Source organism: Rhodococcus maanshanensis NBRC 100610, from assembly GCF_001894865.1.
GTDB lineage: Bacteria > Actinomycetota > Actinomycetes > Mycobacteriales > Mycobacteriaceae > Rhodococcus_G > Rhodococcus_G maanshanensis.
This window is the reverse complement of record NZ_BCXA01000002.1, coordinates 240,172-262,100: the sequence shown is the minus strand read 5'-3', so window position 1 is coordinate 262,100 and position 21,929 is coordinate 240,172. Positions and strand designations below refer to the sequence as shown.

The following is a 21,929-nucleotide window of genomic DNA, read 5'->3' as shown; positions in this document are numbered from 1 at the left end:
ACATCGACGGCGAGCGACTGCCGGGCAAGTTCACCCACTCCGCAGCCCTCGCCGAGGTCCGCGCCCGCGGGAAGGGCTTCGCCTGGGTGGGATTGCATGCCCCCGACGAGTATCAGATGGGCAGTGTCGCAGAGGTTTTCGGCTTACACGAGCTGACGGTCGAGGACGCAGTGCACGCCCACCAGCGACCCAAGCTCGAGCTGTACGACGATGTCCTCTTCCTGGTGCTGAGGACCGTGAATTACGTTGAGCACGAGTCGATCACCACGGCCAACGAGGTGGTCGAGACCGGCGAGATCATGATCTTCCTCGGCACCGACTTCGTGGTCACCGTCCGGCACGGCGAGCATTCCGGCCTGGCAGGCGTGCGGGCGCTGATGGAGGCGAATCCCACCCGGCTCGCGCTGGGGCCGTCCGCCGTGCTGCACGCGATCGCCGACCATGTGGTGGATCACTACCTCGCGGTCACCGAATCCGTCGAGAAGGACGTCGATCTCATGGAGGAGGAGGTCTTCAGCCCCCGCACCCGGGTCGCGATCGAGCAGATCTACCTGCTCAAGAGGGAGATCGTCGAGCTGCGCAAGTCGGTGAACCCGCTGGCCAGTCCACTGCAGCGGCTGAGTCAGGACACCGCAACCGGTGTGCCGAAGGAGGTCAGGCGCTATCTACGCGACGTGCAGGACCACCACACCGTCGTCGCCGAGCGCATCGCCGAGTTCGACGAGGTGCTCAGCACCCTCGTCGAGGCTGCCCTGGCCAAGGTCGCCGTGCAGCAGAACACCGACATGCGCAAGATCTCGGCCTGGGTCGCGATCGCCGCGGTCCCGACCATGGTCGCGGGCATCTACGGGATGAACTTCGACCACATGCCGGAGCTGCGCTGGACCTATGGCTACTACGGGGTGGTCGGGTTGATCGCCATCGTGTGCACCGGCCTGTTCGTCACGTTCCGCCGCAACAACTGGCTCTGACTAGAGCGAGGCTGCCCCGCGCGCCGGGTCGCGCACGTCGATCCCGGCCTCCGCCCACGCCTCGCGCAGGGCCCCCGCACCGCGAAGCCGCACCCAGGCGGCCTCGGTGCCGGTGATCGGCACCGCGGCGAGGAAACGCACCGGATCGGCGGGCTCGGGCAGCTCGAGGTCCTCGACGTCGCTCTCCCCCAGCAGCACCGCGGTGAACGGCGCGCCCTTCCACAGCGGCTCACCCACGTCGAGCAGCCCGTCGACCGTGAGGACCACGCCCTCCACCGCGGGCGCCGCGGCCAGCACGGCCAGCGTCTTGTGCACCCCGGAGGCGACTCCGACACCGCCGCGCAGGGTCAGCATCAGCTCCGCACGTGGCCCACGCACCGGGTCCGCCACGGCCTCGGCGGGATCACCCATCGGATGCCGGGAACAGCCGAGCGAGACATACCGGACCAGATCGTCGGAGTCGGCGGGAAAGCGGAGGACCTCCAGCGGTTCGAGCCCGAGGAAGGTCACGGACGCGGCGGAGGGCGCAGGCCCACCGATCCGATCGGCGAGGTGCGCACGGACGGAGGCGATGACGCTGTCACTCACCCGTTCATCTAACACCCCATTGCCGATGCTCTCCGATCAGGGCGCAGGGGTGAGCGTCACGGTGACGTCCTCGCCCGACTGCGGCGGCCGGAGGGTGAGCAGCCGGGATTGCTGATCCCAGGTCAGTACCTCGCCGCCGTCGACCGTGACGCCTGCGGGGAAGCCGCTGCGCGGCAGGTAGATCTCGGTCGGTGCCGAGACATCGCGGTCGGGCCGGAAGGTCAGCTCGAGCCGGTCCCCGGATGCCGCCCAGGTGATCGGCGTCCCGGCGACCGCACGCGGATACGGCGTGTCGAGCGCGGTGACGAGGTTCCTGGCGGTGCCGTCCTCGCCGTACGGCCCCCATGGTCCCGGGTCGCGCGACCAGTAGCTCACGCCCGCACCGATCTCCGCGGCCGTGGCGTAGATCCGGTCCACGTAGTCGAGCGCACCGGGGAGCGTGGTGTCGAGCCCGAACTCCCCGAGGATGATCGGGGCGTCGCCGAGGGCCGCCGCCGTGCGCAGGGTGTTGCCGCGCCACGAGGCGACCGTCGCGTCGACCAGGTCGCGGGAGGTGCCCTCGTAGCCCCCGCCGAGATCCATCGGCAGCGGATAGATGTGGGGGCAGTAGGCGATCCGCTGGTCGCCCTCGCGGTTGTCGGTGATCGCGCCGAGGCCGCTCGGGGTGCCCCAGTTAGTGCCCATCGCCTGCGGTGCCACGCAGACCCAGGTGTCCTGGTCCACGGTGCGGATCGCGTCGGTCGACTTCTGGTAGAGCGCCGTGAGCGGCCCGGCCTCGAAGACGGGGCCCTGCAGGGTGCCGCCGTACGGCTCGTTCATCAGGTCGTACGCGACGACCGCGGGATGGTCGGCGAATCGCTCGGCCACCGCCCGCCATGCGTTCGCATAGTGCTCGGAGAGTTCGGGGTGCGCCCCCGTGGTGTCCCAGAAGTTGTCGAAGGCCCGGATCACGCCGGGGTCGAGGTAGTACTGCTCCCACATGTCGTGCGATCCGACCGGCAACCCGTCCATGTAGGTGGCCCATGCGGGGGCGCCGTTGCCGGTCTTGCCGTCCGGGGTGATCGCGCCCGACCACAGGTCCTGGTGCATGTCGAGCATGACGTGATAGCCGCGGTCCGCGTACCAGCCGATGCGTTCCTCCACCCGGTCCAGGTACTCCTGGCTGTGGACACCGGGTTCCGGCTCGACCGAGCGCCACGAGATCAGGAACCGGACGAAGTTCGTACCCATGTCGGCGTGTTCCCGCTCGAGGTCGGCCTCGGTGAAGTCGGGCATGCCGTCGGGGGTGCTCTTCGCGCTGGACGCCGTGTTGAATCCACGCAGCACCAGCGAGCGCCCCTGGTCGTCGGTGAGGTACGACTCGGCCGGCGCCGGGTCGGACCGGAGCACCGCGCCGACACCACCGGCGAGGACGAGCGCGCCTGCCGCAACGAGGGACACCACTCTGATTCGCCGCACGGACTCACACTCAACTTTCTGCATGATTCTGGACGCTTGGTCCATTTGATCCCGTTAATGTTGCGGCATGTCTGACGCCAGCGCTGCCGATTCGGTGAATCCGCAGGTCGATGCCGATTTCCGCGTCCCGTGGCCTGCCGTCGCGGCGCTCGCCGTGATCTCGGTCCTGTTCGGGGTCTGGTCGATCACCGGCGCCGTACTCACCCGGCTCCCGGAACTGCTCGTCCCGAGTGCGATCGGGCTGCCGTTCGGCATCCCGGCGCTGCGACTGTTCCCGCTCGGCGAGACGACCATCACCAACTGGCTCGTCGATTGCGCCGCCGCGCTCGTGATGCTCGCCGTCGTCTGGATGCGGCTGGTGAATTCCGCGCGCAGGCACCCCGGCGGCGGCGTCGGGCGCGCCTTCTCGGCTGGCCTCGGCGCCACCGTGATCGGCGTCCTCGCCGGGAACCTGATCCGCACGGTGTACCTGAGTTTCGTGCTGCAGGAAGGTCCAGGCGCCTACCTGGCCTCGCTCGTCGGCGGGGCGCTCGTGTCGGTGCTCTGGGGCGCGATCGTCGGGCTGTTCGTCGGCGCGGCCAACGCGCTCGCGCGGCGGATCTCGAGGGATGCGGCGGCCCCGGAATCGGGCAATGACCTTCCCGCAGAGAACGAGTCGTCGATCGCGGAGACGGTCACCGCACAGCCGTGAACCGGACGTCGTTGTCGTCGGCGTCGGGGTGCGCGAACTTCAGCAACCGCTGCGCCTCGGCCTCGAGCGCCGACGTTGCGCCCTTCGCGAGCGGTGCGAATGTCGCGATCTCGACGGCCGCGGAACGCTTCTTGGCGGTGACCGTGACGAATCCGGCGACCTGGCCACCGACCATGACCGTCGGCTTGATGATCCCGTTCGCGGTGAAAACCACCTTGCGGTGCTCGTCCGCGAGCACCCGACTCCGGTTGGCGTGGCCGAGCAGGACACTGTCGTACGGCGCCAGGATCCGTGCCGGCAGGCTGCCAGCCGGGTCCGGCCGCGGGGCGTCGGGCAGATCGAACAGTTCGGCGCCGTCCTCGTCGACGAACACCCGCAACCTCGGGCGGAGTCGGTCGAACACCTCGCCCAGCCTGGTCAGGCCGGACCAGGCCTGGGCGTCCGCCGCCGATGCCGGGCCGTACGCCGCCAGGTAGCGAAGGATCATCTCGTCCGGCACCGGGTCGGACAGCGGCGCGTCCGTCCACCGCTCCAGGGTGGTGCAGACCGGCTGACCGGACCTGCCCCAGATCCCCCTCGGGGGGATCTGCACGAGTGGGAGCAGGTTCCGGACCCCATGCGCGAGGGCCACCGGGTCGCGGTCCGGCCAACGCTCGGCCAGCAACGGTCGCAGATCGGCCATGCTCAGCGGGGTGTGCTCGAGCGTCGCCCGACTCCAGTCCGCCAGCGCCGCGAGGTCCATCCCGACGAGGCCGTTCTTGTGCAGGGTGTTCGTCCGCATGTCGGCATCCATGATCGGCTGTACCCACGGTCGCAGCGCCAGGGCATCGGCCGCGGTGACCGCGTGCACGGTGCCGCGCATCACCACGATCCGGACGACATCTCGGTTCTCGATCAACGATGACAGGTCGGTAGGCCGAAATCCCTTGAGCCGGGCCCACAACGCGAAGTAGGGCGCCATCGGCGCCTGCGCCTGCAGGCCGTACAGGTGCCCGATCACCGCGAGCGCGTTGTCGCCGGTGCGGCGCAGCAGGTGCTGGCGTTCCAGCGTCGCGCGGCTCAGTGCCCTGCGGGACAATCGTTCACGCCTGACCTCTGTCCCCGCTGACATCGCACTCCCCTACCGCCGAAGGACTTCCATCGCCGCACCAAGGGTAGGACACCACACCACGAAATCCGGTGCACTGCGCTCTCACTCGATACGGCCGGAACGGAGTTCGGTCACCGCGATGTGAGCGGCCCGTCCGATTGCCTGATCGACAACGGGCAGGACCGGATCGGCACGCGCCGCCCGTGTGAAAACAGCTACGGCAACGGGGGTCTCGCCAGGGAAGCCCACCACCGCCACCTCGTTGCGGATCGCCCCGATCGTCCCGGTCTTGCCCGCGACGGTGACACCTGCATAGGGAAATCCGGAGCGGATCCGGTGCGGCCAGATCTGCCCGGCCATGACCTCCCTGATGAACTCGGTCTGAGCCGCGGACACCGCCCTGCCCGTCCAGATCGCGTCGAGGAGCGACGTCATCTCCCGGGGGGTGGTCGCACTCGCGAACGCCGGATCGTAAGCCGAGGCCGCCCACGCCTCGTCGTTGTCGGCCAGCGCATCGAACGCTTCTCTCGTCGTGTGCGCGTGCGACTCCACGAGCAGGGCCCGGTGGACATCCGCTGTGCCGCCGATGATCCGCGTGCGGCTCAGTCCGAGTTCGGTGAGGACCCGATCGATCCCATCGAGGCCAACGCTGCCGAGGATGAGGTCCGCCGCGGCGTTGTCGGACACGGTCATCATCGACAGCGCGAGATCACGCCAACTCATGACCACGGGGTCCCGGAAGATCGACACCCCCGTCGGCCCCGGCGTGCAGTCCGCGGGGTTGACGCGCACCGTCGCCGTTGGCGAGAGGGCGCCCGTATCGAACTCCCTGCACAACGCGACCAACAGGGGAAGCTTGTAGACCGATGCCGTCACGACGAGATCGTCGGCCTCGACCGAGACGGCGTCACCGTCGTCGACTCGCTGTTCTCCGACACGACGGGCGTGCAGCCAGCCGGTACAACCGGCGTCGGCGAACACGTCGCGGATCCGCTTCTCGGCGGCGGTCCTCATCGCCCCGCCTTGAGGAGCACCCGATCCAGTTCCCTGGCCGCCGACGAGAACTCGGCACCCGACCGCCAGACGATCCGGAGCCGAAGCGCGACGTCCTCACGAACCAGGTCAACCCACCTCACACCCGGCATCGCGGTCGGAGCCGTCGTCGTCACCCCGAAACACCCACCGGCCGCGACATGGGTCAGAAGCTCCCGGGTACCGGTCGAGACGATCACCTCCGGATCGACCCCTCGCGCCTTCCACATGTCGACGAACAGATCATGGGCGGGGGGATTGTCCGACCGTGGACCCGTGCTCAATGCCAGCCCCCGGAGCATCCGGACCTGCGCCTTCTTCGCGGTGCCGACGGGGTGGTCCTCCGGCACCACAACCCAGCGCCGGAGCTTCAGGACAGGCCCGCTGTCGAGGCCGGTGAGCAGGGCCGGGTGTTCGACCACCGCGACATCCAGACTCCCGGCCCGCACGCTCTCCACGAGTTCGGTTGTGGTGGCCGTGGTTGTGACGATCCTCGTCGGCCGGTCCCCGTCGACTCCTCGGAGCGCGCGGACACACCGCACCACCACCTCGTCACCGAGCGACGGGGTGACACCCCACCTCACCGTCCGGTCGTGGCCGCCTGCGATGCGCTGGGCCTCGTCCTCGAATCGGGCGGCATCGGAGACGAGAAGCCGTGCCCGAGGCAGTAATTGACGTCCAGCTTCCGTGAGGACGACGCCGCGGGCACCGCGATGGACCAGATCGGTGCCCAGCCTCTGCTCGAGACGCCTCATCCCCTGCGACAACGGTGGTTGCGTCATACCCAATCGCGACGCGGCATTCCCGAAATGCCCCTCCTCCGCAACGGCGACAAAGAAGCTCAGATGGCGGAGCAGATCCATGGCCGCCATTGAACCAGCCGATCCGGGGTCGTCAGCCGCCCGTGACGAGTTGCCCGACACAAAAGGCATCCACGAGCTGGGGGCATAGTAATTTCGACTGGCGGCGACGTCGCGTCCGTCTTTGCGCCGGTCGCGGTCGGTCACGACATTGGGGTTCATGACCAGACTTCGAGTTCAGCCGAAACCGGGGCACGCCGCCCGCCGTCGCGGCGCCTTCGCTCTCGCACTCACACTTCCCCTGCTGCTCGGTGCGTGCACGGCCGCCGCGGATCACCCCGCGCCCGTCACATCAGTGGCCCCGGCACCGGACCTCCAGTCGCTCGACGCGACCCTCGACGCGTTGGAGGCCCGATACTCCACGCGAATCGGGGTCACCGCGATCGATCCCGCGTCGGGCCGAACCTACCGGCATCGGGGCGAGGAACGGTTCGCACTGTGCTCGACGTTCAAGACATACGCGGCGGCCGAGGTTCTCCGCCGAACGGTCACCGGCGCCTCGTCGCTCGAGGAGCCGGTCATGGTCGACCCAGGCGATCTGGTCGAGAACTCGCCCGTGACCGAAGCAGCTGCCGGCACGGCGATGACGCTGCGACAGCTCGCCGAAGCGGCATTGACGAGGAGCGACAACACGGCGGGCAACTACCTGCTCGAGGAGATCGGCGGGCCGCCTGCCGTCACCGCGCTCGCCCGCGACATCGGTGACGAGAGCACTCGACTCGATCGGTGGGAGCCCGAACTGAACACCGCGCTCCGAGGCGACCCGCGGGACACCTCGACACCGAACGGCCTTGCGGAGGGATACCGGGCCCTGATCGTCGGGGACGCGCTCGGATCGGCGGAACGTGCACAACTCGGCGACTGGATGCGGGCGAGCAAGACGTCGGACAAGCGGATTCGTGCCGAGCTGCGGCCGGGGTGGACCGCTGCCACCAAGTCCGGCGCGGGCAGCTTCGGGACCGTCAACGACGCGGGCGTCGTGTGGGACCCGGACGGCAATCCCCTGGTCCTCGCCATCCTCACCGACAGTCTGACGAATCAGGCAGACGCGCAGGGGAACAACCAGGCCGTGGCGGACACGGCCGCCGCGGTCGTCGAGGCCCTGTCCGCGGCGTGAGCGGTCGGCGCGGGACCGAAACGATCAGATGGCCAGCTTGGCCAGCAGGTCCCGCGCCCGCTCGGCGGTCTTGGGCTCGCACAGCACGTCGTAGCGGCCCGCCACCAGCTGCATGGTGGACGCGAAATCACGCTGTCCGCGCGTTGCGGCGTACGGGATGGTGGTGGAGATCAACCCGAAGATGATGCCGCCGATGATGCCCGCGACCAGCGGACCGAGGAAGCTGTCGGTGAACAGTCCGAGCAGCAGGCCGAGGAACACACCAAGCCACGCGCCCGAAACAATTCCGCCGCCAATCACTTTCGCCCAGGTGAGGCGTCCGAGAACGCGCTCGACCTGCATCAGGTCGACACCGACGATGGTGACGTCCTCGACCGGGAAGGCCTGATCCGACAGGTGGTCGACGGCGCGCTGCGCCTCGGCATAGGTCGGGTACGAGCCGATCGGCCACCCGGTGGGAGGGGTCGGCAGCGCCCCGCCGCGCCCGGTCGGATTCGGCTGTGCCAGCGGATTGGTCATCGTCTGTGCTCCCTCATCGGTGATTCAGCTCGTGAGAACTGCACTCTCGTCGATGTCCATCTTACTGAGAGTTCGGGTCGAACCGCGTGGTCCGCACCATGCCGGCCGCGCGCCCCTTGCCCGCGACGACCAGCGCCATCTTGGCGCTCGCCTCGTCGATCATCTCGTCACCGAGCATGGCGGCACCGCGTGCACCGCCCGCCGCCGAGGTGTGGAACTCGTACGCGTCGAGGATCATCTCGGCGTGGTCGTAGTCGGCCTGACGTGGGCTGAAAACCTCGTTGGCCGCGTCGATCTGGCCGGGATGGAGCACCCACTTGCCGTCGAAACCGAGCGCCGCGGTCCGTCCGGCCGCGCGCCGGAAGGCCTCGACGTCGCGGATCTGCAGGTACGGTCCGTCGATCGCCTCGAGCCCGTGCGCCCGCGCCGCCATCAGGATCGTCATCAGGATGTGGTGGTAGGCGTCGCCCGGCTCGTACCCCTCCGGCTGCTCGCCGACGACAAGGGTGCGCATGTTGATGCTCGCCATGAAGTCCGCCGGGCCGAAGACCAGCGTCTGCACCCGCGGGCTCGCGGTCGCGATGGCGTTGATGTTGGTCAGGCCGATCGCGTTCTCGATCTGCGCCTCGATGCCGATCCGGCCCACCTCGAGCCCGTTGGCCCGCTCGACCTGGGTGAGCAGCAGGTCGAGCGCCTGCACATGACTCGCGTCGGTCACCTTCGGCAACAGGATCGCGTCGATCCGGGCGCCTGCGCCGGAGACCACCTCGATGACATCGGCGTGGGTCCACTCGGTGGTCCAGTCGTTGACCCGGACGACCCGGATCTGCTCACCCCATCCGTCGGAGTTCAGTGCATCGACGATCTCGGCCCTTGCCTGCGCCTTGGCGATCGGCGCGACGGCGTCCTCGAGATCGAGGAAGATCTCGTCGGCGGGCAATCCCTTGGCCTTGTCGATCATCTTCCTGCTGCTGCCGGGAACGGCAAGAATCGACCGGCGCGGGCGCGCGACCTGCATGTGGACCTCCAGTGTGAATTAGCCTGGCCATCATGGCAGCAGTGAGCAAGGTCTTCGTAGCCAGGCTCGCCGGCCTGGTGGTGCTCGGACCCGACGGTGAATCGATCGGCCGCGTCCGCGACGTCGTCATCACCATCCGGATCGGTCGACAACGCCCCCGGGTCCTCGGCCTGGTCGTCGAATTGCTCACCCGGCGAAGGATATTCATCCCGATGCTACGGGTGACCGCCATCGAGCCCGGCTCGGTGACGCTGACCGGCAACGTGAGCCTGCGCCGGTTCACCCAGAAGCCGGGCGAGGTGCTGGCGCTGGCCCAGGTGCTCGACAGCCGGGTGCGCGTCGACGACCCCGAACACGATGACCTGGCAGGCATGGAGGTCCTGGTCGCGGACCTGGGCATCGAGCTGACCAGGACGCGGGACTGGGTGGTCTCCCGGGTCGCGGTACGAAAGCCCCGGGGCCGGCTGGCCCGCCGCACCGCGATGCAGATCGTCGACTGGCAGCACGTGCAGGGCCTGACGCAATCCCAGCTGGCCCTGCCGGGACAGGGCGTGTCGCAGCTGTTGGAACAGTTCGAGGGCATGCGCCCCGCCGACGTCGCCAACGCCATCCGGGAGCTGCCCGACAAACGCCGTCACGAGGTCGCGGTCGCGCTCGACGACGAGCGGCTCGCGGATGTGCTGCAGGAGTTGCCGTCCGACGATCAGACCGACCTGCTCACCCACCTCGAGGTGGAGCGGGCGGCCGACGTGCTCGAGGCGATGGACCCGGACGACGCCGCCGACCTCCTTGGCGAGCTGCCCGACGCGGAGGCCGAGTCGCTGCTGCAGCTGATGGATCCAGAGGACTCCGAGCCCGTCCGACGACTGCTCGAGCACTCCCCCGACACCGCGGGCGGCCTGATGACGCCCGAACCGGTGATCCTCACGCCCGCCACCACCGTCGCCGAGGCGCTGGCCCGGGTCCGGAATCCGGATCTGACGCCCGCGCTGGCCAGCCTCGTGTTCGTGGTCCGGCCGCCGATCTCGACCCCGACCGGTCGATATCTCGGCTGCGTGCACCTGCAGCAGCTGCTGCGGGAGCCGCCAGCGACCCTGGTCGGCGGGGTGCTGGACACCGACCTGACCAGGCTCGACCCAGACGAATCGCTGACGGCGGTGACCCGCTACTTCGCGAGATACAACCTGGTGTGCGGCCCGGTCGTCGACGACGAGGAGCACCTGCTCGGCGCCGTCACCGTCGACGACGTGCTCGATCACCTGCTCCCGGAGGACTGGCGCGAACAGGAAGTGGCCGATGAGTGAGAAGCGGACAGCGACCGACAAGTCGACGGCGCTGAGCGCACGCCAACGACTCGACACACCGCGCGGTTCACGCCTGTTCAACTTCCAGATCGACGTCGAAGCCGTCGGCCGGGTCGGCGAGCGGTTCGCGCGGTTCCTGGGCACAGGGCGGTACCTGGCCATCCAGACCATCGTCGTGGTCGTCTGGATCGTCCTCAATGTGTTCGCGGTCCGGCTGCGGTGGGATCCGTACCCGTTCATCCTGCTCAACCTGGCGTTCTCCACCCAGGCCGCGTACGCGGCGCCGCTGATCCTGCTGGCGCAGAACCGGCAGGAGAACCGGGACCGCGTCTCGCTCGGGGAGGACAGGGCCCGGGCGGAGCAGACCAAGGCCGACACCGAGTTCCTGGCCCGCGAGCTCGCCGCACTGCGCCTGGCGGTCGGCGAGGTGGCCACCAGGGACTACCTGCGCCGCGAGCTCGAGGAGATCAAGTCCCTGCTGACCCCCCAGGACGAGGAGGAGCCGAGGCCACCGCGGCGGTAGCAGCACCCGAAAGGGGCACGACCCGCGTTTCCGGAATGTAATCTGGGTCACATTTCGTGGGTCGGGCATCGCAAAGGGTGGGCGCATGCAGATCAGGGGTCTTGCTGCCGGGTCGACGGCGACCTTCGTCGCGGTCGGGGCCGCGGCCACCGTCGTCGGCGCCGCGCTCGGCTTCGGACCGTTCGGCACCGCCGCACCCGCCCTGGCCGGGGTCGCGGTCGCCACCCCCGACGCGCCCGATCCCGCGGGCACCGTAGGGGTGCTGCCGGCCGCGCCCCGCCCCGTCCGCGCGCCGCACGCCTACACCCCGCCCCCGCCGGTCCGGTTCGAACTCCCGCCCGCGCTGGCCCCCCGCCTGTCGCCGATGCCCGCAGCGGTGACGGTGAGCGAACTCGGCATCCCCGAACTGGTGCTCGGCGCCTACCGGATGGCCGAGTCGACGATGGCCACCGAGGCACCGGGCTGCGGGGTGACCTGGCATCTCCTGGCCGGGATCGGCCGGATCGAGTCCGGGCACGCCGGTGGCGGCCGAACCGACGCGGCCGGCACCACGGTGACCCCGATCCTGGGGCCGGTGCTGAACGGGCACCTCGCGGGCAACCAGGTCATCACCGACACCGACGGCGGCGCCCTGGACGGCGACAAGAAGCACGATCGCGCGGTCGGGCCCATGCAGTTCATCCCCAGCACCTGGGCGCGGTATGCCGCCGACGGGAACGGCGATGGCGCCGCCGACCCGAACAACGTCTTCGACGCCTCGCTCGCGGCCGCCCGGTACCTCTGCTCGGGTGGGCTGAACCTGCGCGACAGCGCCCAGGAGGTCAGGGCGGTCCTGCGCTACAACAATTCGATGGCCTACGCGGCCAACGTGCTGGCCTGGTCCGCGGCGTACGCGGGCGGCGGGACGCCCGCGCCCGGGTCGATCCCGGACGTCCGGCCGGAGTCGGCCTCGCCACCCGAGCCGAGCCGCGAGGTCGACGGCGGTCGCGCGGTCGATGCGGCCGCGCCCGCGGCGCCTGCCGCGCCTGCCGCACCGGCGCCCGCGCCGTTGATCCCCGGCCTGCCCGAGCTGCCGTGCCTGATCTTCTGCCCGCCGCCCGCGCCGGCGCCCGCCGCGCCCGCGGCACCGGTTCCCCCGCCCGCGCCCTGAGCGCGCGGCAGGAACCCCGGCACCCGACCCGCTCCGAAGGTCTCGAAACGGTCATCATCGGCGACCCCGACCCGCCTCGGCGTGACCTAACTGAAATTATTGAATTTCTCCTTTTGACCTGCAAATATCCTCGAGTTTCGACAACGCAAATCACGGTTGAGTAACGGAACAATCTCGAATTCGGGTAGCCTCGTCTCCGGTCGATAACGAATCAGTGCCCCCGACCGGGACGCAGGAGGATCACCGTGGGTCGCCACAGCAAGAAGAAGGACTCGAACCTTCGCCGCAACTCCGTCGTGGCGCTCGCCGGGCTGGTCCCCGCCGGGCTGGTCGTCGGAACCACCGCGAGCGCCTCCCCCTCGCTCCCGTTCACGGTCGCGGCCGAGTCCGCTCCGATCGCCGACGTTCCCGCCGCCCCGCAGCCGGAGGCCGAACCCATCGCCGTGGCCACGCCCGCCCCCGAGGTCGCGCCTGCCCTCGCGCCCGCCCCCGAGCCCGCACCGGCGCCCGCGCCCGCCCCCCTGCCCGAGGGGCCGCTCGGCATCCCCGGCGTCAACTTCGCCGCCTACCAGGCCGCCGAGAAGCTGCTCGCCAAGGACCTGCCCGGCTGCGGCATCACCTGGATGCAGATCGCGGGCATCGGCATGGTCGAGTCGCACCACGCCAACGGCGGCAAGGCCCACGACAACGGCGACGTGTTCGAGCCGGTCATCGGCCTGCCCCTCAACGGCAGCCTGCCGGGACAGGCCGTCATCATGGACACCGACGGCGGCGCCCTCGACGGCGACACCGTCTACGACCGTGCGGTCGGCCCCACCCAGTTCATCCCGACCACCTGGGCGCAGTTCGGCGCCGACGGCAACGGCGACGGCAAGATCGATCCGCAGAACCTCTTCGACTCCGCCGCCGCGACCGCCAAGTACCTGTGCGACCGCGGGACCAACATGCGCGACATCGGCTCGGCCACCATGGCGATCCACCGTTACAACAACTCGATGGCGTACGTGGCCAACGTGACCGCATGGGCGCTGGCCTACTCGACCGGCATCACCCCCACCGCGGACGCCCTGCCGCGTATCCACTGAGTCCAGGCCACCTAGGATTAGGGCATGCCAGTAGTGACCGAGTCCGACGTTCGTAGCGCGCTGTCCCGGGTGCTCGATCCGGAGATCCGCAAACCCATCACCGAGCTGGGGATGGTCAAGAGCGTCGCGCTGTCCGACGACGCCAGCGTCGACATCGAGATCTACCTGACGACCGCGGGCTGCCCCATGCGGACCGAGATCACCGATCGGGTCACCAAGGCGGTCGCCGACGTCTCCGGCATCGGCGCCATCCGCGTCGAGCTCGACGTGATGAACGACGAGCAGCGCACCGAGCTGCGCAAGTCTCTGCGCGGCGACTCGGCCGAGCCGGTCATCCCGTTCGCCCAGCCCGGCTCGCTGACCCGCGTGTACGCCGTGGCATCCGGCAAGGGTGGTGTCGGAAAGTCCAGCGTCACAGTCAATCTCGCGGCCGCCATGGCCGCCCGCGGCCTCTCGGTCGGTGTCCTCGACGCGGACATCTACGGTCACTCCGTCCCCCGCATGCTCGGCACCGATGCCAAGCCGACGCAGGTCGAGCGGATGATCATGCCGCCGCAGTCGCACGACGTGAAGCTCATCTCGATCGCGCAGTTCACCCAGGGCAACACCCCCGTCGTCTGGCGCGGGCCGATGCTGCACCGCGCGCTCCAGCAGTTCCTGGCGGACGTGTTCTGGGGCGACCTGGACGTGCTGCTGCTCGACCTGCCGCCCGGCACCGGCGACGTGGCGATCTCCGTCGCCCAGCTGATCCCCGGCGCCGAGATCCTGGTGGTCACCACCCCGCAGCAGGCGGCGGCCGAGGTGGCCGAACGCGCGGGCGCGATCGCGCTGCAGACCCGCCAGCGCATCGTCGGGGTCGTGGAGAACATGTCCTGGATGGAGCTGCCCGACGGCACCCGGATGGAGGTGTTCGGCTCCGGCGGCGGTCAGGCCGTGTCCGACCGGCTCACCAAGGCCGTCGGTGCGAAGGTCCCGCTGCTCGGGCAGATCCCGCTCGAGCAGGCCGTCCGCGAGGGCGGCGACGAGGGCGTCCCGATCGTGCTCAGTGCGCCCGACTCCCCGGCAGGCACGGCGCTGCGCGAGGTCGCCGAGAAGCTGTCGGTCCGCTCGCGCGGCCTGGCGGGCATGTCGCTCGGCATCGACACCACGCGCCACCTGTAGGTCCGGCGCTCAGCGGCCCTGCCACGCGGCGGTACCGATCACCTCCAGCGCCTCGCGCACCGCGATCAGGGTGTCGGCCGCCAGGAACCGGTCGCAGTACGGCAGCGCCGCTGCCATCGCCCCGACCAGCGGCTCGAACCCCGTTGCCCCCGCGCGGGGGTTGAGCCAGATCACGCGGTACGCCCTGCGGTGCAGGCGGGCCATCGCGGCACCCAGCGCCTCTGGGCTGTCGCTGTCCCAGCCGTCCGAGGCGATGAGCACCACCGCCCCGCGCAACGCATTGCCGTGGTGCGACGCGAGCAGGTCACGCACACTGCCGCCGATGTGAGTGCCGCCGAACCGGTCGACCACCCTGTCGTTGGCATGCGCGAGGGCGGCCTCGGCGGATCGGTGCGCCAGCACGGCGGTGAGCCTGGTCAGCCGCGTCGAGAAGGCGAAGACCTCCGCGTTGCCACGGGTCGCGGCGGCACGCATCAGGTGTAGGTAGGCGTCGGCATACGGCTGCATGGACTGGCTCACGTCGCAGAGCACGACCATCCGCCTCGGTCGGATCACCGGTCGGGTGCGCACGATCGTCAGGGCCTCCCAGCCGGTGCGCCGAGACCGGGCGATCGTCTCCCGCAGCGCGATCCGCCTGCCTGCCGGGTGACGTCGACTGCGCCTCGTGCGTCGTTGCGGCCAGTCGACCGACGCCCGGTCCAGCCAGCTGCGCAGGGCCCGCAGCTCGTCCTCCCTGAACTGTCCGAACGGCCTGCCCTCCACCGCCTCGAGCCGGCCAGGCAATCGCAGTTCCAGGCTCGGCCCCTCATCGCCACGGTCGCGCGTGACCCGGACCGCCTCCATCGTCGCCCATGGCAGTCCCACCCCCTGCGCTTCCATCGATTCACTGCCCGCGCTCGAGAACAACGCCGCGATGTGTGAATCCGGCAGCGAATCACGAAGCGCGCGGCGCGCATTCGGATCCCTAGCCAACAGCGACGCACCGAATACGCCCATGAACACCCTGTCGAAACCGGCGAGATCGGCCTGCCTGCGCACCAGCGTCAGGCGCGCCGCCCAGTAGAGGCGGGACATCGACGTCGGCTGCAAGGACGACAACGCCCTTGCGAATTCGGCCGCGCCGCCCTCGGTCACCGGGATCCGCGCGGCACGCAGGCGCATCGTCAGCGCGATGGAGAAGGCCGCCAGGTCGATCCCCCTTGCCAGTGCCGGATCGCCCATCGTCACCTCTCGTGTCGCCGCAGGAATCGGATCGCGAGCCCGGCCACGACACCGGCCAGCACCGCGGCCGCCAGTGGGAGCAGCCGCCTCACGAGTGCAGGCCCGGCCAACCCGAGCAGGTCGAGCGGCTCGGGTTCCTCGACCGGTTCGGGCGCCGCGACGAGCGCTCCGGACGGGGCACCCTGCTCGGCGGGGACAGCCGTTTCCGGCTCGGTCGCCGACTCCCCCGCGGCCAGCTTGGCCTCGAGCGAGGCCGCGAACTGGTTCATCATCTTCTCCGACACCTGCGCGATGACGCCGCTGCCGAACTGCGCCAACTTCCCGACGACCCGCATATCGGTGTCGACGGTCACCCTCGTCGCGGCGCCGTCCTCGACCAGGCGCGCGGTGATGGTGGCGGAGGCGTTGCCTGCGCCCCGCGAATCCCGTCCGTTGGCCTCGATCACGGCTCGGTGTGCCGCGCGGTCGGTTTCCGTCAACGCCGCCCGGCCGGAGAACTCGCTCGTCACGGGGCCGACCTTGACCTTCATCTTGCCCAGGTACGCGTCGCCGTCGCGGCCCGTCAGCTGCGCACCCGGGAGCAGCGGCGCGACCGCATCGAGATCGGTCAGGGTGTCCCATGCCGTCTCGATCGGCGCGTTCACCGTGAACTGATTCTCCAGTTTCATCGCCCTTGGCCTCTCATGTGGTTGCATCGGGCGCCGAGCACGGCGTGGCCCGATCCCGTTCGTTGTCGTCGATCAGCGCGATGATCGAGTCCCGGTCGTCCGGGGTCTTGGCGATCGCACCGAGGCTCGTGACCGCCTCGGCGCGGCCGAGTTCGGTCGCGCCCAGTGCCGCGAGCGCCGACACCCAGTCGATCGACTCGGCCAGGCCAGGCGGCTTGTCGAGGTCGAGCCCGCGGGCATCGCCGACGAACTCGGTGACCTGCTTGATCAGGGCCGTGTTCGCCTCCGGCACGGTGCGCCGCAGGATCGCCACCGCGCGTTCGGGTTTCGGATACTCGATCCAGTGGTAGAGGCAGCGCCTGCGGAGCGCGTCGTGCAGGTCGCGGCTGCGGTTCGAGGTGAGGACCACCACGGGCGGACGCTCAGCGGAGAACGTGCCCAGCTCCGGCACCGTCACGGACGACTCACCGAGGAACTCGAGCAGCAGGGCCTCGAATTCGTCATCGGCACGGTCGATCTCGTCGACCAGGAGGACGGGGGCCCCGGCGCCCCGGTGCCGCACGCACTGCAGGATCGGGCGCGGCAGCAGGAACTCCTCGGTGAACAGATCCGACTCGTCCAGCCTGCCTGCGCGCGACTCGGCCATCCGGATCGCGAGCAGCTGCCGCTGGTAGTTCCAGTCGTACAGGGCCTCACCGGCACCGAGCCCCTCGTAGCATTGAAGCCGGATCAGCGTGGTGTCGAGGGCGGCCGCGAGCGCCTTGGCCGCGGTCGTCTTCCCCACTCCCGGCTCGCCCTCGAGCAGCAGCGGTCGCCCGAGTGCCAGTGCCAGGTAGATCGCCGACGCCGTGCCCTCGTCCAGCAGGTAGTCCTGCGCGTCGAATCGCCCGACGACATCGGCGAGATCGGCGAACCCGTGCTGGTCCATGGCTCACCGAGAATCCTGTGCCCGCAGCGCCACGTAGTCGTCCCAGGTGTCGACGTCGAGAGGGATCTCGGCATCGATCGGCACCTCCAGCACCGGGATCCGGCCCGATTCGAGCAGTTTCCACACCCCCTTGTCGCCGTGCAGCGTGCGCAGCTCGGGGAACATGCTCCTGCCGAACCAGAGCGGGTGCCCGCGTCCATCCCGGTACCGGCAGACCGCGCTCGCGTCCGGCGTCGCCGCGTCCAGCAGCGCCGCGATCGTCGCCGATCCGACCCCTGGTTGGTCGCCGAGCATCAGGACGACGCCCCGCGCGTGCGGGTCCACCTCGTCCAGCGCGCGCGAGATCGTCGACGCGCAGCCCGAACCGAAGTCGGGGTTGTGCACGACCTGTACCCCGGACAGGTCGACGGCGGCCTCCACCTCGGCGGCGCCGCCGCCGAGGGCCACCAGTACCTCGTCGAAGTCGCACCGGCGCGCGACCCGCAGCACCGCGGTCAGCAGCGGGGCGCCCCGGTATTCCAACAGCTGCTTCGGCCGGCCGAGGCGGGTCGATCCCCCGGCCGCGAGGACGATGCCGGTGACCGTCACGGGGACCGCTCGCTCTCGAACCGGTCTCGGCACCCCGTGCTGCAGAACCAGTACGTCTGCCCGCCGAGTTCGACCCGAGGGGTGCCTTCGCGGACCGTCACCGCCATGCCGCAGATCGGATCGGTGACCGTGTCCCGTGCTGCGGCGGCGAGCGCGGCGTCCAGTGCCGGGCTTCGGCCGGCCAGTCCCCCGAGCCGGATGCCATGCACGATCTGCGCGAGGATCGACAACGCGATCTCGGCAGGGGTGCGCGCGCCGATGGGCAACCCGGCCGGGGTGTGGATCCTGGCCCGCTCCGCCTCGTCGAGTTCGAGCTGCGCCAGCACGCTCGCGCCGCGGATCCTGCTGGCGACCAGCCCGATGTATCCCACACCCGCGTCGAGCGCGGCCCGGATGGACTCCGACTCGTTCCCCCCGAGACCGACGATCACCGCCGCCACCGCGCCGTCGGGCCCGCCGCCCTCCTCGACCCGCTCGATCTGGAACCCCAGCATCCGCGCCAGGTCGGCGACCGCATCCGCGGCGGGGTTTGTCCCCATCAGGTAGAGCCGCGCGGCGGGCAGTCGCGGCGCGAGAAAGATCTCCAGTGCACCACCGGACAGGCACGGGTTGACGACGACCGTCGCCCCCGGCGCCTCGGGGAACTGCGCCTGGCCGTCCGGCAGCACCCGCAGCAGCACGCTCTCCTCGGACCGCAGCGCGTCGAGCGCGGCCTTGCGCACCGAACTCTCGGCGCACTGGCCGCCGACGAACCCCTCGATGGAGCCGTCCGGCAACACGATCGCCTCGTCGCCCGTGCGCGCGGAGGTCGGCGGCTCGGCGCGAACCACGGTCGCGTGCACGAACGGTTGCCTGCGGTCGATCAGCTCGGCGATCCGCGCGTTCGTCTCCATGCCCGCACCCTCCTGCGCTGTGCTGGGTCCTGCCCGGTCTCCTGCCGCGGGCTAGATCGGTGGCGCCGCTCTGCCCTGCATCGCCTCCCACACCCGCGAGGGTGTCAGCGGCATGTCGGCGTGCCGCACGCCGAACGGCTTAAGCGCGTCGACCACGGCGTTCACGACGGCGGGCGGCGAACCAACGGTTGCCGACTCACCGACGCCCTTGGCGCCGATCGGATGGTGCGGCGAGGGCGTCACCGTGAAACCGGTCTCGAGGTGGGGCACCTCGAGCGCGGTCGGGATCAGGTAGTCCATCAGCGAGCCGCCAAGGCAGTTCCCGTCCTCGTCGAAGGCCATGATCTCCATCAGCGCCATCCCGATCCCGTCGGTGATGCCACCGTGCACCTGTCCCTCGATGATCATCGGGTTGATCCGGGTACCGCAGTCGTCGACCGCGAGGAATCTGCGCACCTTCACCTCGGCGGTGCCGGGATCGATGTCGACGACGCAGAAATACGATCCGTACGGGTAGGTGAGATTCTCTGGGTTGTAACAGATCTGGGCCTCGAGCCCGCCCTCGAGCCCCTCGGGCAGGTCGCCTGCACCGTACGAGCGCATCGCGATGTCCTGGATCGTCACCGCCGTCGTCGGATCGCCCTTCACGTGGAAGGAGCCCTTCTCCCATTCGAGATCGGCCACCGACACCTCGAGCATCCCCGACGCGATGATCTTCGCCTTGTCCCGCACCTTCCGCGCGACAAGCGCCGCGGCCGCCCCCGACACCGGCGTCGACCGGCTGCCGTAGGTGCCGAGGCCGAACGGGGTGTTGTCGGTGTCGCCGTGCACCACCTCGATGTCGTCCGGCGGGATGCCGAGCTCCTCGGCGACGATCTGCGCGAAGGTCGTCTCGTGCCCCTGGCCCTGGGTCTGCACCGACAGCCGCACCACGGCCTTGCCGGTGGGGTGCACCCGCAGCTCGCAACCGTCCGCCATGCCGAGCCCGAGGATGTCCATGTGCTTGCGGGGCCCGGCGCCGACCGCCTCCGTGAAGAAGGACATGCCGATGCCCATCAGCTCGCCCCGCTCACGCTTCTCGGCCTGCTCTCGGCGCAGGTCGGCATAGCCGATCATGTCCATGGCCTTGCGCATGGTCACCTCGTAGTCGCCCGAGTCGTAGACCCAGCCGGTCTTCGAGGTGTAGGGGAACTGCTCCGGCTTGAGGAGGTTCTTCAGCCGCAGCTCGGCCGGATCCATGTCGAGGTCGTAGGCGAGGCAATCGACCAGTCGCTCGACGAGGTACACCGCCTCGGTGATCCGGAACGAGCAGGCATACGCCACCCCGCCAGGAGCCTTGTCTGTGTAGACCGCGGTCATCTTGCAGTAGGCCGCCTCGAGGTCGTAGCTACCGGTGAACACCCCGAAGAACCCGGCCGGGTACTTCACAGGAGCCGCGGTGCCGTTGAACGCGCCGTGGTCGGCGAGCACGTTCGTCCGGATCGCGAGGATCTTGCCGTCCCGGGTGGCGGCGATCTCGCCCTGCATGATGTAGTCCCGCGCGAACCCCGTGCTCATCAGGTTCTCGCTGCGGTCCTCCATCCATTTGACCGGCTTCCCCGTCACCAGCGAGGCGACGATGGCGCACACGTATCCGGGGTAGATCGGCACCTTGTTGCCGAACCCACCACCGATGTCAGGCGAGACGACCCGGATCTTGTGCTCGGGCAGCCCCGCCACCAGTGCGTACAGGGTCCGGTGGGCATGCGGTGCCTGGGAGGTGGACCAGAGCGTCAGTTTGCCGTTGACCGCGTCGTAATCCGCTACGGCACCACAGGTTTCCATCGGAGCCGGGTGCACCCTCGGGTAGACGATCTCCTGGGTGGTGATCACCTCCGCCCTGGCGAAGGCCTCCTCGGTCGCCTTCGAATCGCCCGCCTCCCAGTCGAAGACGTGGTTGTCGGACTTGCCTTCGAGGTCCGTGCGGATCACCGGGGCATCGGGAGCGAGCGCCTTGCGAGCGTCGATCACCGGATCGAGGATGTCGTATTCGACCTCGATCAGCTCGAGCGCGTCACGAGCCGAGTACCGGTCCTCGGCGATGACACACGCCACCTCTTGCCCCTGGAAACGCACCTTGTCGGTGGCGAGGACCGCCTGCACGTCGTTGGAGAGGGTCGGCATCCAGGCCAGGCCCTGCTCGGCCAGGTCGGCGCCGGTGATGACCGCCTTCACCTTCGGGTGGGCCTGCGCCGCCGTCGTGTCCACGCCGACGATGCGTGCGTGCGCGACGGGTGATCGCAGGATGGCCATGTGCAGCATGCCGGGGAGCACGATGTCGTCGACATAGTTCCCGCGACCGCGGATGAAGCGGGGATCCTCCTTGCGGAGCATCCGCCCGTACCCGACCGGCTTTTTGTTGTTGTCGAAGTGTTCGTTGTCCGACTCGTCCGTCAGTGGTCCGGTCGGTGGATGTTCGACGGTGGTCATGATGCACCTCCGACGTGCTCGGTGACGCGCGGCTGTGAGCTCGCCTCGGGCTGCGCCGCGGTGGGACCGGTGCCGCGCTCCGGTTCCGGTTCGCGGGCCGCGCCCTCCTCGTGCGCCGCGGCCCACTGCACGGAGCGGACGATCGTGGTGTACCCGGTACACCGGCAGATCTGCCCGGAGATCGCCTCGCGAATGGCCTGCTCGTCCGGGTGCGGGGTGCTGTCGAGCAGGGCCCTGGCGGTCATCATCATGCCGGGGGTGCAGAAGCCGCACTGCAGGCCGTGACATTCCATGAAGCCCTGCTGGACCGGGTCGAGCTCGCCGTCCCGTTCGAGGCCCTCGACGGTCCGCACCTCGTGCCCGGCGGCCATCGCGGCCAACATCGTGCAGGACTTCACCGGCTCGCCGTCCACCAGCACCACGCAGGTGCCGCAGTTGCTGGTGTCGCAGCCCCAATGGGTTCCGGTCAGTCCCAGCTGATCTCGCAGGAAGTGCACAAGGAGCATTCGGGGCTCGACGTCCTCCGTGACCTCGCTGCCGTTGACGGTCATCGTCACCTGCATGTCTTCTCGTCCTTCCCTGGTCCCCCGACCTG

Annotated in this window: 22 protein-coding genes; 8 read left to right on the top strand and 14 right to left on the bottom strand. The window is 69.7% G+C overall.

Features of this window, described 5'->3' with window-relative positions:
• Window positions 1–971: magnesium/cobalt transporter CorA (corA, locus tag RM1_RS01495; protein ID WP_174562889.1), on the top strand; the 971-nt coding region annotated here is incomplete at its 5' end.
• Here the strand turns inward: corA and RM1_RS01490 are convergent.
• Window positions 972–1,559 (bottom strand): suppressor of fused domain protein, encoded by a 588-nt coding sequence (locus RM1_RS01490; protein ID WP_174562888.1) that lies wholly within the window; start codon window positions 1,557–1,559, stop codon window positions 972–974.
• A 36-nt stretch (window positions 1,560–1,595) separates the two neighbouring features.
• Window positions 1,596–3,017 (bottom strand): cellulase family glycosylhydrolase, encoded by a 1,422-nt coding sequence (locus RM1_RS01485; RefSeq protein WP_072749654.1) that lies wholly within the window; start codon window positions 3,015–3,017, stop codon window positions 1,596–1,598.
• 67 nt (window positions 3,018–3,084) lie between these two features.
• Here RM1_RS01485 and RM1_RS01480 point away from each other — a divergent pair, with 67 nt between their 5' ends.
• Complete coding sequence (locus tag RM1_RS01480) at window positions 3,085–3,708, top strand: hypothetical protein (RefSeq protein ID WP_072749653.1); 624 nt, start codon at window positions 3,085–3,087, stop codon at window positions 3,706–3,708.
• Here RM1_RS01480 and RM1_RS01475 read toward each other — a convergent pair.
• From RM1_RS01475 to RM1_RS01465, 3 genes are all read right to left on the bottom strand, one after another.
• Window positions 3,692–4,819, bottom strand: coding sequence for a winged helix DNA-binding domain-containing protein (locus RM1_RS01475; RefSeq protein ID WP_072749652.1), 1,128 nt, complete (start codon window positions 4,817–4,819; stop codon window positions 3,692–3,694). The two genes, RM1_RS01480 and RM1_RS01475, sit on opposite strands and share 17 nt — an antisense overlap.
• Window positions 4,820–4,900: 81 nt before the next feature.
• On the bottom strand, window positions 4,901–5,812 hold the full coding sequence (locus tag RM1_RS01470) for a serine hydrolase (protein WP_072749651.1): 912 nt from the start codon (window positions 5,810–5,812) through the stop codon (window positions 4,901–4,903).
• Complete coding sequence (locus tag RM1_RS01465) at window positions 5,809–6,702, bottom strand: LysR family transcriptional regulator (RefSeq protein ID WP_072749650.1); 894 nt, start codon at window positions 6,700–6,702, stop codon at window positions 5,809–5,811. The genes RM1_RS01470 and RM1_RS01465 overlap by 4 nt, the downstream gene beginning before the upstream one ends.
• Window positions 6,703–6,850: 148 nt before the next feature.
• Between RM1_RS01465 and bla the strand changes: the two genes are divergently transcribed.
• On the top strand, window positions 6,851–7,807 hold the full coding sequence (gene bla, locus RM1_RS01460) for a class A beta-lactamase (protein WP_072749649.1): 957 nt from the start codon (window positions 6,851–6,853) through the stop codon (window positions 7,805–7,807).
• A gap of 24 nt (window positions 7,808–7,831) precedes the next feature.
• Here the strand turns inward: bla and RM1_RS01455 are convergent, their stop codons facing one another.
• Together RM1_RS01455 and RM1_RS01450 are read right to left on the bottom strand one after the other, a co-directional pair.
• Complete coding sequence (locus RM1_RS01455) at window positions 7,832–8,326, bottom strand: YflT domain-containing protein (RefSeq protein ID WP_072749648.1); 495 nt, start codon at window positions 8,324–8,326, stop codon at window positions 7,832–7,834.
• Between the two features lie 61 nt (window positions 8,327–8,387).
• On the bottom strand, window positions 8,388–9,344 hold the full coding sequence (locus RM1_RS01450; RefSeq protein ID WP_072749647.1) for an HpcH/HpaI aldolase/citrate lyase family protein: 957 nt from the start codon (window positions 9,342–9,344) through the stop codon (window positions 8,388–8,390).
• A 32-nt stretch (window positions 9,345–9,376) separates the two neighbouring features.
• Between RM1_RS01450 and RM1_RS01445 the strand changes: the two genes are divergently transcribed.
• From RM1_RS01445 to RM1_RS01425, 5 genes are all read left to right on the top strand, one after another.
• Complete coding sequence (locus RM1_RS01445) at window positions 9,377–10,648, top strand: magnesium transporter MgtE N-terminal domain-containing protein (protein WP_072749646.1); 1,272 nt, start codon at window positions 9,377–9,379, stop codon at window positions 10,646–10,648.
• A complete protein-coding gene (locus tag RM1_RS01440) occupies window positions 10,641–11,171 on the top strand; it encodes a DUF1003 domain-containing protein (protein ID WP_072749645.1) in 531 nt (176 codons plus the stop codon). Before RM1_RS01445 ends, RM1_RS01440 begins: the two co-directional genes overlap by 8 nt.
• Before the next feature lie 85 nt (window positions 11,172–11,256).
• Complete coding sequence (locus RM1_RS01435) at window positions 11,257–12,321, top strand: lytic transglycosylase domain-containing protein (RefSeq protein WP_072749644.1); 1,065 nt, start codon at window positions 11,257–11,259, stop codon at window positions 12,319–12,321.
• Window positions 12,322–12,566: 245 nt separating this feature from the next.
• Complete coding sequence (locus RM1_RS01430; protein ID WP_072749643.1) at window positions 12,567–13,406, top strand: lytic transglycosylase domain-containing protein; 840 nt, start codon at window positions 12,567–12,569, stop codon at window positions 13,404–13,406.
• Between the two features lie 24 nt (window positions 13,407–13,430).
• The gene (locus tag RM1_RS01425; RefSeq protein ID WP_072749642.1) at window positions 13,431–14,567 is read left to right on the top strand and encodes an Mrp/NBP35 family ATP-binding protein; all 1,137 of its coding nucleotides are present in this window, start codon (window positions 13,431–13,433) and stop codon (window positions 14,565–14,567) included.
• 9 nt (window positions 14,568–14,576) lie between these two features.
• Here RM1_RS01425 and RM1_RS01420 read toward each other — a convergent pair whose 3' ends face one another.
• The 7 genes from RM1_RS01420 to RM1_RS01390 are packed head-to-tail and all read right to left on the bottom strand — an operon-like array spanning window position 14,577 to window position 21,897.
• Window positions 14,577–15,788: a vWA domain-containing protein gene (locus tag RM1_RS01420; protein ID WP_072749641.1), complete on the bottom strand. Its 1,212-nt coding sequence runs from the start codon at window positions 15,786–15,788 to the stop codon at window positions 14,577–14,579.
• A gap of 2 nt (window positions 15,789–15,790) precedes the next feature.
• Window positions 15,791–16,456, bottom strand: a complete 666-nt coding sequence (locus tag RM1_RS01415) for an SRPBCC family protein (RefSeq protein WP_072749640.1) — start codon at window positions 16,454–16,456, stop codon at window positions 15,791–15,793.
• Between the two features lie 13 nt (window positions 16,457–16,469).
• Window positions 16,470–17,384: an AAA family ATPase gene (locus tag RM1_RS01410; RefSeq protein WP_072749639.1), complete on the bottom strand. Its 915-nt coding sequence runs from the start codon at window positions 17,382–17,384 to the stop codon at window positions 16,470–16,472.
• A gap of 3 nt (window positions 17,385–17,387) precedes the next feature.
• Window positions 17,388–17,972, bottom strand: a complete 585-nt coding sequence (locus RM1_RS01405) for a nucleotidyltransferase family protein (protein ID WP_072749638.1) — start codon at window positions 17,970–17,972, stop codon at window positions 17,388–17,390.
• Window positions 17,969–18,865, bottom strand: coding sequence for an XdhC family protein (locus RM1_RS01400; RefSeq protein ID WP_072749637.1), 897 nt, complete (start codon window positions 18,863–18,865; stop codon window positions 17,969–17,971). Before RM1_RS01400 ends, RM1_RS01405 begins: the two co-directional genes overlap by 4 nt.
• Before the next feature lie 51 nt (window positions 18,866–18,916).
• Window positions 18,917–21,334, bottom strand: a complete 2,418-nt coding sequence (locus tag RM1_RS01395; RefSeq protein WP_072749636.1) for an aerobic carbon-monoxide dehydrogenase large subunit — start codon at window positions 21,332–21,334, stop codon at window positions 18,917–18,919.
• Window positions 21,331–21,897, bottom strand: coding sequence for a (2Fe-2S)-binding protein (locus RM1_RS01390; RefSeq protein ID WP_083576445.1), 567 nt, complete (start codon window positions 21,895–21,897; stop codon window positions 21,331–21,333). Before RM1_RS01390 ends, RM1_RS01395 begins: the two co-directional genes overlap by 4 nt.
• Window positions 21,898–21,929 lie beyond the last annotated feature (32 nt).

Excerpts from the sequence above, each read along its gene's own strand:
- bla (WP_072749649.1), top strand. The coding sequence starts at position 6,851 with ATGACCAGACTTCGAGTTCAGCCGAAACCGGGGCACGCCGCCCGCCGT.
- RM1_RS01480 (WP_072749653.1), top strand. The coding sequence starts at position 3,085 with ATGTCTGACGCCAGCGCTGCCGATTCGGTGAATCCGCAGGTCGATGCC.
- RM1_RS01395 (WP_072749636.1), bottom strand. The coding sequence starts at position 21,334 with ATGACCACCGTCGAACATCCACCGACCGGACCACTGACGGACGAGTCG.
- RM1_RS01410 (WP_072749639.1), bottom strand. The coding sequence starts at position 17,384 with ATGGACCAGCACGGGTTCGCCGATCTCGCCGATGTCGTCGGGCGATTC.
- RM1_RS01425 (WP_072749642.1), top strand. The coding sequence starts at position 13,431 with ATGCCAGTAGTGACCGAGTCCGACGTTCGTAGCGCGCTGTCCCGGGTG.
- RM1_RS01475 (WP_072749652.1), bottom strand. The coding sequence starts at position 4,819 with ATGTCAGCGGGGACAGAGGTCAGGCGTGAACGATTGTCCCGCAGGGCA.
- RM1_RS01455 (WP_072749648.1), bottom strand. The coding sequence starts at position 8,326 with ATGACCAATCCGCTGGCACAGCCGAATCCGACCGGGCGCGGCGGGGCG.
- RM1_RS01390 (WP_083576445.1), bottom strand. The coding sequence starts at position 21,897 with ATGCAGGTGACGATGACCGTCAACGGCAGCGAGGTCACGGAGGACGTC.
- RM1_RS01465 (WP_072749650.1), bottom strand. The coding sequence starts at position 6,702 with ATGGCGGCCATGGATCTGCTCCGCCATCTGAGCTTCTTTGTCGCCGTT.
- RM1_RS01470 (WP_072749651.1), bottom strand. The coding sequence starts at position 5,812 with ATGAGGACCGCCGCCGAGAAGCGGATCCGCGACGTGTTCGCCGACGCC.
- RM1_RS01440 (WP_072749645.1), top strand. The coding sequence starts at position 10,641 with ATGAGTGAGAAGCGGACAGCGACCGACAAGTCGACGGCGCTGAGCGCA.
- RM1_RS01435 (WP_072749644.1), top strand. The coding sequence starts at position 11,257 with ATGCAGATCAGGGGTCTTGCTGCCGGGTCGACGGCGACCTTCGTCGCG.
- RM1_RS01415 (WP_072749640.1), bottom strand. The coding sequence starts at position 16,456 with ATGAAACTGGAGAATCAGTTCACGGTGAACGCGCCGATCGAGACGGCA.
- RM1_RS01420 (WP_072749641.1), bottom strand. The coding sequence starts at position 15,788 with ATGGGCGATCCGGCACTGGCAAGGGGGATCGACCTGGCGGCCTTCTCC.
- RM1_RS01400 (WP_072749637.1), bottom strand. The coding sequence starts at position 18,865 with ATGGAGACGAACGCGCGGATCGCCGAGCTGATCGACCGCAGGCAACCG.
- RM1_RS01445 (WP_072749646.1), top strand. The coding sequence starts at position 9,377 with ATGGCAGCAGTGAGCAAGGTCTTCGTAGCCAGGCTCGCCGGCCTGGTG.
- RM1_RS01450 (WP_072749647.1), bottom strand. The coding sequence starts at position 9,344 with ATGCAGGTCGCGCGCCCGCGCCGGTCGATTCTTGCCGTTCCCGGCAGC.